This is a genomic window from Pseudomonas sp. IPO3778 (assembly GCF_013386825.1).
Classification (GTDB): Bacteria; Pseudomonadota; Gammaproteobacteria; order Pseudomonadales; family Pseudomonadaceae; genus Aquipseudomonas.
On the sequence record NZ_JACARC010000014.1, the window covers coordinates 140,767 to 156,008 of the forward strand.

A 15,242-nucleotide genomic window follows, 5' to 3' on the forward strand; every position below is an offset into this window, starting at 1 on the left:
AATGAGTGCGTCGCAGCGCGGCCCCGTTACAAAACCCGTCAGTCACAAACAGTTCCCTTACGCCCTAAGGCCTCGCCTTATAGACTGAAGCGTTTAAGCTTTGCCATATTTCACGCCATTTCAATGAAACATCCAGCAATAAAATAAACCAAAAACAGCAGTGAGAAGCCTCGGATGACTGACGAAACAGAAGACCAGAACGCCTCCATCAATGCCTCCGATACCCTCCCCGATTCCAGCCGCCGGCGCTTTTTAGGCGGGGTTGCCGTACTCGGCGCCGGAGCCACCCTGAGCGCCTGCGGCGGCACGGCGGACAAGCCGGGCCCGGTGGTCGACCGCGAACTGACTCCTGCAGAACTGGACAAGGCCCTGCACGACAACGTGAAAACCGTGGTGGTGATCTACGGCGAGAACCGCAGCTTCAACAACTTGTTTGCCGATTTCCCCGGCGTGGAAAGCCCGCTCTCCGCGCTCAAGCCCGCCGACTACCAGCAACATGACCGTGACGGCAGCCTGTTGGACACCTTGCCTGAGGTGTGGGGCGGCGTGACCCAGTTGGGCCCGCAGACCATCGACGGGGTGATCTACCCCAGCGCTACCCAATATCAGCAACACCTGCCCAACGCGCCGTTTGCGCTGAAAGGCCCGGACGGTGAAGACCTGCCGCTGGCCCTGATCACTCGCGACCTGTGGCATGTGTTCTATCAAAACCAGATGCAGATCAACGGCGGCAAGAACGACCGTTTCGTCGCCTGGGCCGACTCGGGCGCGCTGACCTTCGGCCATTACTCGCAAACACGCTATTCCCTGCGCCTGTGGGACGTGGCCAAGGAGTTTGTGCTGTGCGACAACTTCTTCCAGGGCGCCTTCGGTGGTTCGTACCTCAACCACCAATATCTGATCAGCGCCCAGGTGCCGTTCTACCCGGACGCCGCCAACTCGGTGGCCAAGTCGCAGATCGCCACGTTGCAGAGCGACGACCCGACCGATACGCGCCTCAAGCCGCTGGATAAATCCCCGGCCAGCGCGATGACCGGCCCACCGCAATTCGGCCCGAGTGCACTGACTCCGGACGGTTACGCCGTGAATACCATGGCCCCGCCCTACTGGCCCACCTGGATCCGTGACCCGGAACGCCCGGACTACGCCAAGCCGGACCTGCCCAGCGTCCTGGTGCCACAGTCCCACGAGCATATCGGCGACAAGCTGTCGAAGAAGAACGTCGACTGGGCCTGGTACGGCGGCGCCTGGCAGGCAACGATTGATGAGCACAAGGACTCGGCGGCGATTCCGAAGATCCCGAGCTTTCAGTATCACCACCAGCCGTTCAACTACTTCAAGCAGCAAGGTCCGGAAAACCCGGTAGAACGCAAAAAGCGCCTGCGCGATGGTGGCCTGGGCGATGACCCGAGCACCAACCACTTCATGGCCGACGCCCAGGCGGGCACGTTGCCGGCGGTAAGTTTCTACAAACCCCAGGGCAACCTGAACATGCACGCCGGTTACGCCGACGTGGCCTCGGGCGATCGGCATATCACCCGCACCTTGAAGATGCTGCAGGAAAGCCCGCAGTGGAAAAACATGGTGGTGATCATCACCGTCGACGAAAACGGCGGCTGGTGGGACCACGTAGCACCGCCGAAAGGCGACCGCTGGGGCCCGGGCACACGTATTCCGGCGCTGGTGGTTTCACCCTTCGCGCGCAAGGGCACGGTGGATCATACGGTGTACGACACGGCGTCGATCCTGCGCCTGATCACCCGGGTGTTCCAGCTGGAAAAACTCGACGGCATCAAGCTGCGGGACGAATCAATGGTCGCCCGCGGCCAGAAACCCATGGGTGACCTGAGCAACGCGCTGCACTTCAAGGTGTAGGCGCATTTGCCCAATAGCGACAAGCGCGTAGTTTTTTCACGCGCTTTTCCCGGTCAACCGCTACTGTGTGAGGGTGGGCATTCACCCCGCGCAGACGGGCTTTCGCTGACAGGGAACCATCCATGTTTAAACTCTCCAGGTTGTCCTTCACCCTGGCCGCACTGACCTTGAGTGCGGTCGTACAGGCTGATGTCACCGTACCGCTGGGTACCCCGCAACGGGTCACCCAGTTGTTCGCGTACCCGAACAATTGCAACGTCGTCTGTTTTCGTCCCTGGACGCTGGAACAGACCGTCGAGCACTACCTGAACCAGAGCCTGCAACGAGACGGTTACAGCCGGGCCAAAGTCAGCGTCAAAACCGAGCATGACCAGGTGCTTGCCGCCTTCAGCGGCGTGCCGGACGGTTATGGCCAGCCGCTGACCACCTTGCTCGACACCGCCGACCTGGCCTACCAGGGCGCCAGCAAACTCAACGGCGACGGCAAATGGCAGTTCAACTGGTACCTGTTCCTGCCCCTGGGCATGGCCTTGGAAAACCGCAAGAGCATCGAGCTGCTGCACTTTCCGCCGGACTATTCCCTGACCCACTTCCAGGATTACCTGGAGTCGGCCACCACCGACCGCTGGGCAACCTTGCTCACGGCCAACGGCATCCCGGCGACCCAGACGCCGGAATACCAGACCATCATCGACATCGCTCCGATCGCCGCCCCCGCTACGGCGGGCAAGGACCTGGAAGGCGTCTACAGCTACTTCACCGACTACCAGACGCGCATGGTCAAGGAATTGAGCCTGCACGCCGGCGGCGCGTTGCCGATGGTGGCCTTCGGGGCGCCGGTGCGCAGTTGGATCAAGCAGCAATACGGGCAAACCGTGGGGGTGTTGGGCCTGGCACAGATCAGCCCGGCCGATGGCAGCACGGTGGCCGTGTTGGGCGCCAACCATCCCAGCTACATCTGGTACGCCGCCAGCCCCGACACTTATGGCGGTGACGAACAAAAGGCCGATGAGGCCGGCTTAAAGGTGATGGGCCAGGATTTGAGTGCCGCCTGCTGGCAGGCCGCGATGGGCCAGAAGCCCGCCAGCGACCCGAATGTGCAGCTCAAGGGCTGCATGAACACCTGGCAGGTGACGCGCAAGGAGCAGACGTGCGAACTGTTCTACACCTCGATCCGCGAGCTGACGCCCGAGCAAGCGAACGCCAAGTGCGCCCAACCGGCGATCAAAACCCAGCTGAGGCAATTGAAAAGCGCAGTGCCGGCACCGTCGGTGGAAGCCCCGGCGCTTTGACGCAGGCTGCAGGAAGGGCACTTTCCTACCTAAAAAAATAGGCAATTTCTACTGTCAGATTTGACAGTAGAAATTGGATCCTGCTTAGGCGAGTCTTGAGCCGCGCCCATCCGCTGCAAGACTGGCAGTCAAGACACTACCGGCAGGTCGATGCAGCCCCTTCCTGGAGAGTCATGAAAACTCAAGCCATGGACAAGGCTAAAACCGCTGTGAGTGACTGCCTTTACCCCTTCGCGAGCGTGCTCACCGAACACGGCTACCCCCGCGCTCGCGACTACGAAGTGGTGCGAGCCCGCAACGGTTCAGGTGATGGCATCAAGACCCGCGTCGCCTTTGACAGCCGCCTGTGTATCGCCAAGGTGTCGGGCTATGCGCTGAGCGAGCGGCGAATGCACACGGTGCAAATGTCGTCGCGCATCCACTTGTACGACCCGTGGTTCAGCGGCCTGCTGTCGCACTCGTGCAACCCCAACGTGTTTCTCGACATGACGTATCTGGAACTGTGGTCCGTTCAAGCGGTGCCCGCCGGCGCCCTGCTGACCATGGATTACGCCCACACCGAGGACGTGCTGTTCCGACAGTTTCGCTGCCAGTGCGGCGAGCTCAACTGTCGGGGCTGGATCACCGGCATGAAAGAGCCGCTGAATGCCGAGGGTCAACAGTTCATGGCGCAATGGCGCGCACGCAAAAGCCCTTAGACCGCACCCAGCGGGCGCAGGCGGTATTGCGGCGGCAATTGCTCAAAGCCACTGATGGTGGTGTTCAGGCTTTTCCAGCGGCCGTCCTTGATCCCATAGATACAACCATGGATCGACAGGCTCTGCCCGCGGTGCCAGGCATTTTGCACAATGCTGGTGTGGCCGACGTTGGCCACTTGCTGGATCACGTTCAGCTCGCACAGGCGGTCTACCCGTTCCTCTTCGGTGGGTAACTGGGCCAGCACGTCGCGGTTTTCGTAGTACAGGTCACGGATGGTGCGCAGCCAGCCGTCGATCAGGCCCAACTGGTTGTCCTGCATCGAGGCGCGCACGCCACCGCAGCCATAGTGGCCGGTGACCAGGATGTGTTTGACCTTGAGCACGTCGACCGCGTACTGGATCACCGACAGGCAATTGAGGTCGGTGTGCAGCACCACGTTAGCCACGTTGCGGTGTACAAACAGGTCGCCCGGCAGCATGCCGACGATCTCGTTGGCCGGTACGCGGGCGTCGGAACAGCCGATCCACAGGTATTCCGGGGTTTGCTGGCGGGCGAGCTTGGCGAAGAATTCGGGATCTTCCTGTTTGATCGCATCTGCCCAGCGTTCGTTGTTATCAAGCAGGTCTTGTAGTTCGTTCATCAGGGAAAGCCTCAGGAATGATGCGCAGCTTTGACAATCGACCGCCCGTCCGGGTCACGCCAGGAATTAAAGATAGCCGGCGGGCAATTACTTGAATCTTGGGGAGCCATGCCTGTCCACACACTATAAGCCCCACAGTATGAGGAATCGCCATGACTGATTCACGACGTCCTTTCGGCGCCACCCAACCGGAGCCGATTGATGACAACGAAGACCGCATGGGTTCGATGCGGGAACTGGATTTTGACGAGGAAGCGCCCACGGCTGAGATCGGCGACGAGATTCCGCCCCGCGAACGCGAGCATCTGATGCCCGACGAACGGGTGCGCGAGGCCGGGATGACCGGGGCCTCCACCGATGATCATGAATCAACCGATGATGACATGAGCCCGGAAACGCTGATCCATGAGGACGGCGCGCGCGATGCCCGGGAAGCTGGCGACGATGAACCGGCCGATTGGGACCTGAGCATCGTCGATGAAGATGAGATTGGCGGCGGTAATGGCCTGGATGAGGCCGAGATGGCCGATATCGATCCGGTAGACGGCAACCGCTGACACCCTGCCGAACTGAATGTGGGAGCGGGCTTGCTCGCGAATACGGTGTGTCAGTCAATACATCTGGCGACTGAACCACCGCCTTCGCGAGCAAGCCCGCTCCCACATTGGGCCTGTGTTTAGTCGACCAGGGTGCAGGCCATCACGACCGCATCTTCGCGACCACCGACGGCGGGGTAATAATCCCGCCGGCGACCCACTTCGTTGAACCCATAACGCTCATACAAGCGGAACGCGCCGGTGTTGCTGTCGCGCACTTCCAGGAAACATTCACGCGCCTTGGCCTCGTAGGCCCGGGACATCAGGTGCTCCAGCAGGCTCAAGCCCAGGCCGCGGCCCTGGTTTTCCGGTTTGACGGTGATGTTCAGCAAATGCGCTTCGTCCAGGATGATCTGCACCACCCCGTGGCCCACCTGTTGCTCACCTTCGAACATCAGCCAGATCTGGTACTTGCCCAGCCCGTCGAGAAAAATCCCGCGGGTCCAGGGGTGGCTGAACGCTGCGTATTCGATCTTCAGTACAGCGTCGAGGTCCGCCTCGGTCATCGGGCGGAAGGATAAAGCTTCACTCATCGGTACTTTTCCAGCGCGCCATCAGCCGGCGCATGGCTTGCCAGACATCAGCCTTACGCTGTGGCTCTTCCATTAATAGTTCCAGGCCCGGCAGGGCCCAGACGGAGCCCAGGCCTTCGACCTGCAGTTCACGGTACCAGGCCTCGGCGTTGGCTTCGCCGGCGAAACGCACGGCAGGCAGGCCGATCAGCCACAGGCACACGCAGGGCTCGTCTTCGAGGCGCGCCGACACAAAACCTTGCACAAAATCCCGCGCGGCTTCCGGCCCCTGGTCCATGGTGCCCCGCACCAGCAGCGGCCAACGTACCGGCTCCCCGACAATTTGCGGGCTGTCGGGCAGGCCGGCGGCGCGCAGCATGTCTTTGAGCAGCAGATAAGCCGGGTCGCGGGTCTGGAAGCGCTCGCCGGTGGGTAACTCCACCAGCAACAGGCAACGTCCGGCCCGCAGCAATTGCAGGGCAAAACGCGGCGGCGGCACCACCGGAGCCTTGGCCACGGCAGGCGCTTCTTCGGCGACGACCGGCTTGGCCACCGGCGACGGGCGTGGGACTTCGACCTTTGGCCGCACCACTGGGGTTTCAGCCACGGCTTTGACCACCGGCACCGGCGCAGCCGCCTCCTCACCCGAAGGCCCGAAGGCCTCGAACGGTTCCAGGGCCTCCAGCAGCTCGGGCCGCGAGGGTGCGGCGAAGGGCAGTTCAGTGCGCGGCAGCCAGTTGACCACCTGCATGGCGGTCAAGTAAGCGCGACGTCGGGACTCGATAAGCAAAGGTCGGCCACTTGTGGATAACTAAAGAGCGGGGATTCTACCGCTGTTCGGTAACAATCGCCCACTGCGCACTGACCGGCTGTGGATAAATCCCGCGCCTGATGCAGTACAATCGCGACTTTTAACCGCTAACCAGCCGGCCACTCCGATGATCGAACCCAAGCGCGTCTTGCGCGCCCTCGCCGAACACTGGGCCCTGCTTGAGCCACTGTGCGAACACTTCGACCAAGGCACCCTGAGCCTCAGCGAATTGCGCGCCCAACTGGCCGCCCAACAACTGGACAGCACGCCACAGGACATCACCAGCCTGCTGGACGTGTGGATTCGCCTGGATATCCTGGTGCCTGTCGCCAAGAGCCCGAACCGTTTCGAGCTCAATGCACAGATCCACGACTTCCTGGCTTATCTTCGCAAGGAGCACCGGCTAGGCCTGTGCCTGGAGATTGAAGCCTACCTGCGCCACCTTGAGCGCCTGGCCGGTTATATCCAGGACGCCTTCGACATCCGTGACGGCCATGACCTGGCGCGCCAACTGCGCCTGCTGGACATGCGCGTGCGGGACGTGCTGAAAAAACTCGCCAACGACGAACAGGCCCTCGCGGCCGTGGCCGACCGGGCCAAGACCAGCGACCGGCAGATCCCGTTACGCCAGCGTTACGCCGAAGTCCTGGCGACCTGGGACGAATACGTCGAACCGATGATCCAACTGGTGAACGCCGACGGCGCCTTCGAACAAGGCGTGCGCAAGGTCGAAAACGTGCTGCTGCGCATGCTCACCGAGCAGCAGCGCCTCGGCCACCTGGTGGACGACGACATGCTGCTGCGCACCCACGCGCGCATCCTCGAAATGCAGACCAGCGCCCAGCTGACCTTGCGTCATGCGCGGGAGCTGCTGTTGCCCCTGCGTGAAGAGGCCCGCCGGCATAACGCCGTGACCCGTGGCGCGGCGCTGGCCTTGTCGGCGATCCGCCGCAAGGGCCTGGACGCGGTGCCGCAGGCGGCCATGCCGATGTTCACCCGGCCCCAAAGCACCTTCCTCGGCAGTGCCAGCCAGGTGGAAGCCTACGTGTACGCCCTGGCCAACTTCGAACCGAAGCCGGCGCGCTTCCCCAAGGCGCACAAATCCCACAAGGGTGAAGCCCCACGCGCACCGCGCACGGTCAAGGAAATGCTCGAGCGCTGCGAAGACGCGCTGCCGATGCCGGACCTGATGACCTGGCTGCTGGAGCAGGAACCGGACGGCGCAACTGACGAGTTGCTGTACTGGTTCTCACGCCTGTCGCGGGAAAAACGCTTCAAGCGCGAACGTCTGGAACGACGGGATTACCACACTCACGAGCACCAGGTCAGCCTGCGCTCATTCGCCCTGCTTCCAGCCAGTATTGATACGGCCGGGAATTCTGCGAGCACACCTCATGCATCTTGATCTATCCGAACTGTCCCAGCTGGCGCCAATCTTTCGCGAGCTGTTCAAGGGTTACCACGTCAGCCGCCGCGACCCGGAGCTGTACGCCCAACTGTCGAACTTCCAGGACCAGTACCGCACGCTGTTCAAGGCCCTGGGCTTTGAGCTGGTGTGCGATACCCGGGGTTTCTACTACTTCGTGCCGGACTCCGCCGTGGCCGCCGCGCAGGTCAACAAGACCGCCCAGCGCCTGGCGTTGTTCACCTTCATCATCGTCGAGCACCTGGCCGACCAGGGCCGCGACCCGATCGCCGTGCTCGACGGTGGCAGCCTGGGCCGTGACGAGCTGCCGTCGTTGCTGGAAAAATACCGCGACCTGTTTATCCAGGCCGAAGTGACGACCGTTGAGGAGCTGGAAGAAAAAATCATGCGCCGCATGACCCAACTGGGTTTTGCCAGCGAAGAAAACGGTATCTACCGCTTCCTGCCGCCGATGCACCGCTTCCTGGATGTGTGCCTCTCGGTCCAGCAAGACCGTGACCTGGCCGCCAGCATTCACAGCGTATTGCCGTTGCCGGCCCCGGTGATCATCGACGAAGACAGCGATGAAAAACTGCTGAAGACCGATGATCCGCTGGACTTGAGTGACTTCGAGGAAGAAAGCGAAGAAGACGCCATGGCCCGTGCCATTGCCGAAGAACAGGAGACCGACGCATGAGCAAGGAACGCTACGGCATTCGCCGCTTCGCCCTTTTGAACACCGCCGGTTACAGCCTGGGCTTGTTCCCGCTGGAAGAACCGCTGTCGGTGTATGGCGCGAACAACCTCGGTAAATCGGCGTCGATCAACGCCTTGCAGTTCCCGATTCTGGCGCGCATGTCGGACATGAGTTTCGGCAAGTACACCCTGGAGCAATCCCGGCGCTTCTACTTTGCCACTGACACCAGCTACATCCTGGTGGAAGTGGCCCTGCCCCATGGGCCGCATGTGATCGGCGTGGTCGGTCGCGGCCCGGGCGGTGGTTTTGGTCACCAGTTCTTTGCCTACGCGGGCAAGCTGGATTTGGCGCATTACCAGAAGAACGACACCTGCCTGCGCCAGAAAGAGCTGTTCACCAACCTTGAGCGCGAAGGCCTGAAAGCCTACGAGTTGAAGCCGGATGAACTGCGGCGTTTGCTGGTGGGCGGCCACACGTCGATCCCGCTGGACCTGACCCTGATCCCCCTGCGCTCCACCAGCGAACAGAGCCTGAAGACCTTCCGCGCACTGTTTATCAACTTGCTGCACATGCGGGAAATTACCGCCGCCAAGTTGAAGCAGCTGTTCCTGGATGCGTTCGAACACAGCCTGCGTTCCGGCAGTGTGGATTACATCGCGGCGTGTGAAGAAGCCTTCCGCGATGTGCGACGCATGGAGCAAGACTACAACTCACTGGTCGCCGCCGGGCCGTTGGTGGAAGCGCTGTCCAATGGCGTGAAACAGCGGGAAATCCTGCGGGGCAAACTGCATCGCCTGTCGCCGTTGCTGGACTCGTTGCTGGGCACCTGGTCGGACTACGCCAGTGCGCGCAAGGAAGAGCTGACGATCCAGGCCGAGCATTACCGCAACGAGCAGGACTCGCTGCAGAACGACCAGCGCGGCGGCACTCAGGAGCTGATGCGCCTGGAGCGGGAAATCAGCGGCATTCAGCGTTGGCTCGGTGAATTGTCGGTGCTCAAGCATCGCTTCGCGCTGGTGGATGACGTCAAGGTGCTGGAGCAGCAACTGCTGGCGGCCAAGGATGCTCACGATGAATTGGCCGGTGCCTTGGCGCAGTCGCGCCAGTTCAGCGCCGAAGATCTGGACGAGCGTCTGCGGGACCTGGAAAAACGCCTGAAGTCGGTGAAGCAGCAACTGGATCACGCTGACAACAACAGCTACGCCAAGCTGCGGGAAGAATTCTCGCAACAGGATGTCGAGCGCCTGATGCGCCTGTTCAACAGTTCGCTGTTCAGCTTGCCCCTGGGTGAGCATGGCATCACGCTGGATGAAGAAGGCCTGTGGGTGAAATCCCTGGAGCAAATCCTTGATGGCTTCAAGGGCGAGCGTTTTGAAGTGCCGGGCCTGGCCATCGACATTTCGCACATCGAGCCGCCAGCGTTGCAGGCCTTGGCTGACCGTGCCGCGTTGCGCGATCAGAAAGAGCGCCTGGAAAAAGAACTCAAGCAACTGAAAACCCAACAAGCGGTGGCCTCAGACCGCGCGGCGAGCAAGACCCAGACTGAAGCGCTGTACCAGCAGGTGCTGGACGCACAGAAGGCGCTGGAAGACTTCCGCCGTGCGCAAACCCTGAGCGCCGAGGAAGGCGAGAAGCTGGAAAACCTGGCGCAGATGGAAGGCGCCCAGGACGAGTTGAAACGCTCCAGCGATGCGTTCACCGAACGTGTCCAGCAGCTGTCGGCCAAGCTGCAACTGGTGGGCCGCCAGATTGGCGACATGGAAGCCAAGCAGCGCACCCTGGATGACGCGCTGCGTCGTCGTCAGTTGCTGCCGGCGGACCTGCCGTTTGGTACGCCGTTCATGGACCCGGTCGACGACTCCATGGAAAACCTGCTGCCGCTGCTCAATGACTATCAGGACAGCTGGCAGGGTTTGCTGCGGGCCGATGGCCAGATCGACGCGCTGTACGCCCAGGTGCGCCTCAAGGGCGTGGCCAAGTTCGACAGCGAAGACGATATGGAGCGTCGCCTGCACCTGTTGATCAACGCGTACGCGCACCGTACCGATGAAGCCCTGACGTTGGGCAAGGCACGGCGTGCGGCGGTCACCGATATCGCGCGGACCTTGCGCAATATCCGCAGTGACTACGACAGCCTTGAGCACCAGTTGGCGTTGTTCAACCGCGAGATCAACAAGCGTCAGGTGTCCAACCTGCAGAGCTTCCGCATCGTGCTCGCGCCGAACAAGGAAGCCCTCAAGCATATCGACCAGATCATCCACAGTGCCGGTCAGTATGAAGAAGGCGAAACCCTGTCGGTGTTCGACCTGAGCCAGAGCGCCGAGCAGGACAACAAGAACGAGGAAGCCAAGGAATACCTGGCGCGCCTGGTCGCGGCCAACCATAACCAGTTGGGCCTCAAGGACCTGTTCGAATTGGCGTTCGAGATCACCAAGGTCAACGGTCAGCCGATCATTCACACCGACATCGATGGCGCTGCCTCCAACGGCACCACCATGACCATCAAGGCGCTGACCAACATGTACTTGTTGCTGCACTTGATGGACCGCGACCAGGCCGGGCGCGTGCGCTTGCCGTACTACCTCGACGAGGCCGCGGATATCGATGAGAAGAACCAGGCCGCGTTGCTGGAAACCAGCCTGCAGTTGGGCTTCGTGCCGATTCTGGCCAGTGTGAAGCCGCAGGTGTCCGCCCAGGTGGCGATCGACCTGGAAGGCGGCAGCGGGCCGAACGGGATCTACATTGATGAGGCGGACTGGAAATACATTCGCCGTCACGATGTGGTGAAGGCCACGGTGAATGTGCAGGCGGATGAGCCGGAACTGGATGAGGTTTAATCGGCTGCGCTGAAAGGCAAAAAGGCCGCGATCTTTTGGATCGCGGCCTTTTTTTGGTGGTCTTGAGGGCCTCTTCGCGAGCAAGCCCGCTCCCACATTTGACCGAGTTCCCCCTGAAGGGACCCGATTGAATGGGAGGGCGGGCTTGCTCGCGAAGGCCGCGCCTCGGCCTATTTGCCGAGTGGGATTTTAGGTGCCCAAGTCAGCCATTCGTCTTCGAACTTGTCGAACAGCGGGAAGGTTTGCTGCGGCCGAGCGGCGTTGCCCATACGCTCGCCGTCTGGCGTAGCAAAGGCGATACCGCCGGCAACCAGGGTCTCCAGGGACTCGGTACGCACCGTCGCGCCCTTGAACAGGCCGAAGTCGAGACCGAACCCGCTGGTGTTCCAGAACCGGCTGCCGCTGCGCACCAGAGGCGCGTACTTGGGCTCGATCAGGATGTGGATCAGCACACGGTCGGCAGTCTGGCCCAACTCGTAGCCTGTGACCTTGCCTACGGTGACTTCGCGGTAGGTAACCGGCACACCTTCCTTCAACGAGCCGCGACGTGCGGCGCTGAGTACCAGGCTCAAACCGGCTTCCTGATGGACCGCTTCCGGCGGTTGGTCGAGGGCGACAAAGCTCTTTTGCGGGCCCGCGTTTTTCACCGCTGGCTGCACTTCGATGTACTGACCGGTGACCAGGGTTTCCAGGTTCGAGGTTTTCATCAGCCCGAGTTCCGGCTTGACCACCCAGAACTGACTGCCGGCCCGGGCGATGCGATCGGCCACTTGAGTGATGCGCGCGCTGAGCAGTACCGATTGCATGTCGGCACTCAGGTCGACGCTTTCGATCTTGCCCACGTCCAGGCCCTTGAAGCGCACCGGCGTACCAGGGCGCAGGCCATCAGCGCGGTCGACCTTGATGGTCACCAGCGTACCGTGCTGATTGGCTGCCTCGCGATCCGGGAACAGGCGAAAACGCGGGATGCGCTTTTTCAGCGGCACATTCTGCTCCGGGGTTTCGAAGGCGATACCGCCTGCCATCAGGCTGGCCAACGATTCGCTTTTCACCTGGATACCGCCAGTAAGTCCACCCGTCAGGGTTACGCCACTGGCATTCCAGAAACGCGTCGAGCCGTTGACCAACCCTTCGTATTCCTTCTCGATATGAACGCCGATCACCAATTGCTTGTTCTTGCGTGAGAACTGGTAGCTCTGCACGGAGCCGACCTTGACCTGCTTGTAGAGGATCGGGCTGCCGACATCCAGGGAACCTAGGTTGTCGGTGAACAGCACCATGTGCAGGCCAGGCGAGCGCAGGTCCAGTGGCGGCGCCTTGGCCCGGGCCACGAACTCCCGTTGGGGCGCGGTGCCCTTGTCGCCGGGACGGATCGCGATGTAGTTACCTTTGACCAGGGCTTCCAGGCCGGTGATGCCCGCCAGGGAGATGGACGGTTTGACTACCCAGAATTGGGTGTCCTGCACGAGGTAGTCTTCGGCCAGTGGGTCGAGGGTCAATTCGGCATTCGCGCTGGACAGGTCCGGGTCGATCTTCAGGGTTTTCAGGCTGCCAACCTGGATGCCTTTGTACATCACCGGCGTACGCCCCGCCTGCAGGCCTTCGAAGTCGCTGAGCTTGACCTTGACCTTGATGCCCGCGGCGGCGGCGTCGAAATCTTCGTAGAGCCGAAACGGCAGGCTTGGGTCCGTCGGAGGGCTGTCCTTGCGGTTCTCTGGCGTGGCGAAGGCGATACCGCCGGCAACGATGCTGGCCAAGGACTCACTGCGGACTTTTACACCGGAGAGGTTGGCGTCGATGCTGATGCCGCTGGCGTTCCAGAAGCGCGTGTGTTTGCGCACCAGGCTGGCGTAGGTGGGCTCGATATAGACCTTGATTTCAACAGTGGTCTGGTCTTCGGAGAGCAGGTAGCTTTTGACCTGGCCCACCTGGATCTGCTTGTAGAACACCGGGCTGCCACGGTTCAGCGAGCCGAGGCGATCGGCTTTGATCGTCAGGTGCAGGCCGGGCTTGGCGTCGGACAAGGGAGGTTCTTCGGAAAGGGCCTTGAACTTGCGCGTCGGCTCACCATCGCCCGGGCTGGCAGCGATGTAGTTGCCCGAGACCAGGGTTTCCAGGCCAGTGATCCCGGCCAAGCTGACACTGGGTTTTACCAGCCAGAAGCGGGTGTTGGTCTTGAGGTATTGCTCGACATCCTTGTTCATCTCGATGGTGGCAATCACCCCGCGATTGTTACCTTCATCGTCCAGGGCCAGGGTTTTGACCTTACCCACGGGCATGCCTTTGTAGACCACTTCTGTCTTGTTGGCCTGGATGCCTTCGCCGCTTTCAAAGCGAACCTGAATCTCGATACCTTGCTGGTTGTAGGCACGCCATCCCAACCAGCCGCCGATGATCAGGGCAATCAGGGGCAGCACCCAAATGGCCGACCAGTTGGAAGCTGGGCGGGTTTTAGCCTTAGGCAAATCACTCATGGTCGTCGTCCGACTCCGTGTTATCCCAAATCAGTCGGGGATCGAAAGTTACTGCGGCAAGCATCGTCAAAATCACCACACTGGCGAACGCCACGGCGCCGAGATTGGCCTCGACACTGGCAAGCCGCCCAAAATTTACAACCGCCACCAGGATGGCGATCACGAAGATATCCAGCATGGACCAGCGCCCAATGAACTCGATAAAGCGGTACATGATAATGCGTTGTTTCGCGGAAAGTGGCTGGTGACGTTGCACCGAGAACAGCAGCAGGCCAATGCCCACCAGCTTGAAGGTGGGCACCAGGATACTGGCGATAAACACCACCGCCGCGATGGGGAACATGCCGTGCTGCATCAACTGGATCACGCCGGACATGATGGTGCTCGGGTCGCCTTGCCCCAGGGAGCTGACGGTCATGATCGGCAACAGGTTGGCCGGGATGTACAAGATGGCCGCCGTGATCAGCAACGCCCAGGTGCGTGTCAGGCTGTTCGGCCGCCGAGCGTGCACCTGCGCACCGCAACGGGTGCAGGTTTGCTCGTCGGTGTCCGGGTCTTGTTTGTTTAACTCGTGGCATTCCGTACAGATCAGAATGCCCGCATCAATCGCCCGCATGAGCATCCTCTCCTGACAGCGCTTCCCAAATCTGGTGAGGCGACATGACCACCTCCAGCAGCACCTGGACCATTAACAGACTCACGAAGCAAGCCAGGCCCAGCCCTACCGTGATGGAAGCCATGTCGGCCAGTTTTACAATCGCCACCAGCACTCCCATCAGGTAGACCTCGAGCATCCCCCAGTCTTTTAGATGGTGGTAGATGCGATAAAACAGCAAGCCGTAGCTGCGGCCGATGTTCCAGCGAATGCTCAGTAATACGGCCAGCTGGCACAGCAGCTTGAGCAACGGAATGCCCATGCTGCAAAGGAACACGACCACCGCGACCCCTTGCATGCCGGTGTCGAACAGGCCGACAACGCCGGTCCACACGGTGTCCTGCGAGGACTGCCCGAGTAGATTGAGCTGCATGATGGGTAAAAAGTTCGCGGGGACGTACAACAACAGCGCGGCAAGCACTAAAGCCAGACTCCGCTCCACGACGTTATGGCGGTGCGCATACAACTCGTAGCCGCAGCGCGGGCACTGGGCCTTTTCACCGCGGACAAGCTCTGGCTTGCGCATCAGCAAGTCGCACTCATGGCATGCCACCAGTTCGTCCAGCGGTAAGTCTGACCCCTCGAGGGTATCAACCGGGTCGGGCATATAGGGCTCGGACTCTAAAAAACATTAGGTGGCTATTCTAGTGTTCTGGTTCAGAAATAACTGTGCAAATTTGTCGGGCGCCACGGTGGATCAAGCACGCTTTAAAGTTTCCGACCGCCCAAAACAAAACCCCTGATTGCGT

13 protein-coding genes are annotated in these 15,242 nt (G+C 61.1%); 7 read left to right on the forward strand and 6 right to left on the reverse strand.

Annotation, left to right across the window (positions count from 1 at the left end; translation table 11 throughout):
• Positions 1-174 precede the first annotated feature (174 nt).
• The 3 genes from acpA (at position 175) to HX855_RS05545 (ending at position 3,865) form a co-directional block, all read left to right on the forward strand.
• Positions 175-1,875 (forward strand): acid phosphatase, encoded by a 1,701-nt coding sequence (gene acpA / locus HX855_RS05535; RefSeq protein ID WP_177087253.1) that lies wholly within the window; start codon positions 175-177, stop codon positions 1,873-1,875.
• 122 nt (positions 1,876-1,997) lie between these two features.
• Complete coding sequence (locus HX855_RS05540; protein ID WP_177087251.1) at positions 1,998-3,167, forward strand: hypothetical protein; 1,170 nt, start codon at positions 1,998-2,000, stop codon at positions 3,165-3,167.
• Between the two features lie 173 nt (positions 3,168-3,340).
• A complete protein-coding gene (locus HX855_RS05545; protein ID WP_177087249.1) occupies positions 3,341-3,865 on the forward strand; it encodes an SET domain-containing protein-lysine N-methyltransferase in 525 nt (174 codons plus the stop codon).
• On the opposite strand, the gene can is transcribed toward HX855_RS05545, so the two are convergent.
• Positions 3,862-4,506: a carbonate dehydratase gene (can, locus tag HX855_RS05550; RefSeq protein ID WP_177087247.1), complete on the reverse strand. Its 645-nt coding sequence runs from the start codon at positions 4,504-4,506 to the stop codon at positions 3,862-3,864. The genes HX855_RS05545 and can overlap by 4 nt on opposite strands.
• A gap of 152 nt (positions 4,507-4,658) precedes the next feature.
• Between can and HX855_RS05555 the strand changes: the two genes are divergently transcribed.
• The gene (locus tag HX855_RS05555; protein WP_177087245.1) at positions 4,659-5,063 is read left to right on the forward strand and encodes a serine kinase/phosphatase; all 405 of its coding nucleotides are present in this window, start codon (positions 4,659-4,661) and stop codon (positions 5,061-5,063) included.
• 119 nt (positions 5,064-5,182) lie between these two features.
• On the opposite strand, the gene rimI is transcribed toward HX855_RS05555, so the two are convergent.
• Positions 5,183-5,635, reverse strand: coding sequence for a ribosomal protein S18-alanine N-acetyltransferase (gene rimI, locus HX855_RS05560; RefSeq protein ID WP_177087243.1), 453 nt, complete (start codon positions 5,633-5,635; stop codon positions 5,183-5,185).
• Positions 5,628-6,365, reverse strand: coding sequence for an energy transducer TonB (locus tag HX855_RS05565; RefSeq protein WP_177087475.1), 738 nt, complete (start codon positions 6,363-6,365; stop codon positions 5,628-5,630). The genes rimI and HX855_RS05565 overlap by 8 nt, the downstream gene beginning before the upstream one ends.
• Positions 6,366-6,552: 187 nt before the next feature.
• Between HX855_RS05565 and mksB the strand changes: the two genes are divergently transcribed.
• From mksB to mksF, 3 genes are read left to right on the forward strand one after another with little or no spacing between them, the layout of a single operon-like run.
• Positions 6,553-7,830, forward strand: a complete 1,278-nt coding sequence (gene mksB, locus HX855_RS05570; RefSeq protein ID WP_003214377.1) for an Mks condensin complex protein MksB — start codon at positions 6,553-6,555, stop codon at positions 7,828-7,830.
• Positions 7,820-8,527, forward strand: a complete 708-nt coding sequence (mksE, locus tag HX855_RS05575; RefSeq protein ID WP_177087241.1) for an Mks condensin complex protein MksE — start codon at positions 7,820-7,822, stop codon at positions 8,525-8,527. Before mksB ends, mksE begins: the two co-directional genes overlap by 11 nt.
• The gene (mksF, locus tag HX855_RS05580) at positions 8,524-11,364 is read left to right on the forward strand and encodes an Mks condensin complex protein MksF (protein WP_177087239.1); all 2,841 of its coding nucleotides are present in this window, start codon (positions 8,524-8,526) and stop codon (positions 11,362-11,364) included. The genes mksE and mksF overlap by 4 nt, the downstream gene beginning before the upstream one ends.
• 170 nt (positions 11,365-11,534) lie before the next feature.
• On the opposite strand, the gene HX855_RS05585 is transcribed toward mksF, so the two are convergent.
• From HX855_RS05585 to HX855_RS05595, 3 genes are read right to left on the reverse strand one after another with little or no spacing between them, the layout of a single operon-like run.
• Entirely contained in the window at positions 11,535-13,838 is a 2,304-nt protein-coding gene (locus tag HX855_RS05585) for a PqiB family protein (RefSeq protein ID WP_177087237.1), read from the reverse strand.
• Positions 13,831-14,454 (reverse strand): paraquat-inducible protein A, encoded by a 624-nt coding sequence (locus tag HX855_RS05590; RefSeq protein ID WP_177087235.1) that lies wholly within the window; start codon positions 14,452-14,454, stop codon positions 13,831-13,833. The genes HX855_RS05585 and HX855_RS05590 overlap by 8 nt, the downstream gene beginning before the upstream one ends.
• Positions 14,441-15,100 (reverse strand): paraquat-inducible protein A, encoded by a 660-nt coding sequence (locus tag HX855_RS05595; protein ID WP_177087233.1) that lies wholly within the window; start codon positions 15,098-15,100, stop codon positions 14,441-14,443. The genes HX855_RS05590 and HX855_RS05595 overlap by 14 nt, the downstream gene beginning before the upstream one ends.
• Between the last annotated feature and the right edge of the window lie 142 nt (positions 15,101-15,242).

Bases quoted from the DNA above. Each gene is read 5' to 3' on its own strand.
- acpA (WP_177087253.1), top strand. From the start codon at position 175: ATGACTGACGAAACAGAAGACCAGAACGCCTCCATCAATGCCTCCGAT.
- HX855_RS05540 (WP_177087251.1), top strand. From the start codon at position 1,998: ATGTTTAAACTCTCCAGGTTGTCCTTCACCCTGGCCGCACTGACCTTG.
- HX855_RS05545 (WP_177087249.1), top strand. From the start codon at position 3,341: ATGAAAACTCAAGCCATGGACAAGGCTAAAACCGCTGTGAGTGACTGC.
- can (WP_177087247.1), bottom strand. From the start codon at position 4,506: ATGAACGAACTACAAGACCTGCTTGATAACAACGAACGCTGGGCAGAT.
- HX855_RS05555 (WP_177087245.1), top strand. From the start codon at position 4,659: ATGACTGATTCACGACGTCCTTTCGGCGCCACCCAACCGGAGCCGATT.
- rimI (WP_177087243.1), bottom strand. From the start codon at position 5,635: ATGAGTGAAGCTTTATCCTTCCGCCCGATGACCGAGGCGGACCTCGAC.
- HX855_RS05565 (WP_177087475.1), bottom strand. From the start codon at position 6,365: ATGCAGGTGGTCAACTGGCTGCCGCGCACTGAACTGCCCTTCGCCGCA.
- mksB (WP_003214377.1), top strand. From the start codon at position 6,553: ATGATCGAACCCAAGCGCGTCTTGCGCGCCCTCGCCGAACACTGGGCC.
- mksE (WP_177087241.1), top strand. From the start codon at position 7,820: ATGCATCTTGATCTATCCGAACTGTCCCAGCTGGCGCCAATCTTTCGC.
- mksF (WP_177087239.1), top strand. From the start codon at position 8,524: ATGAGCAAGGAACGCTACGGCATTCGCCGCTTCGCCCTTTTGAACACC.
- HX855_RS05585 (WP_177087237.1), bottom strand. From the start codon at position 13,838: ATGAGTGATTTGCCTAAGGCTAAAACCCGCCCAGCTTCCAACTGGTCG.
- HX855_RS05590 (WP_177087235.1), bottom strand. From the start codon at position 14,454: ATGCGGGCGATTGATGCGGGCATTCTGATCTGTACGGAATGCCACGAG.
- HX855_RS05595 (WP_177087233.1), bottom strand. From the start codon at position 15,100: ATGCCCGACCCGGTTGATACCCTCGAGGGGTCAGACTTACCGCTGGAC.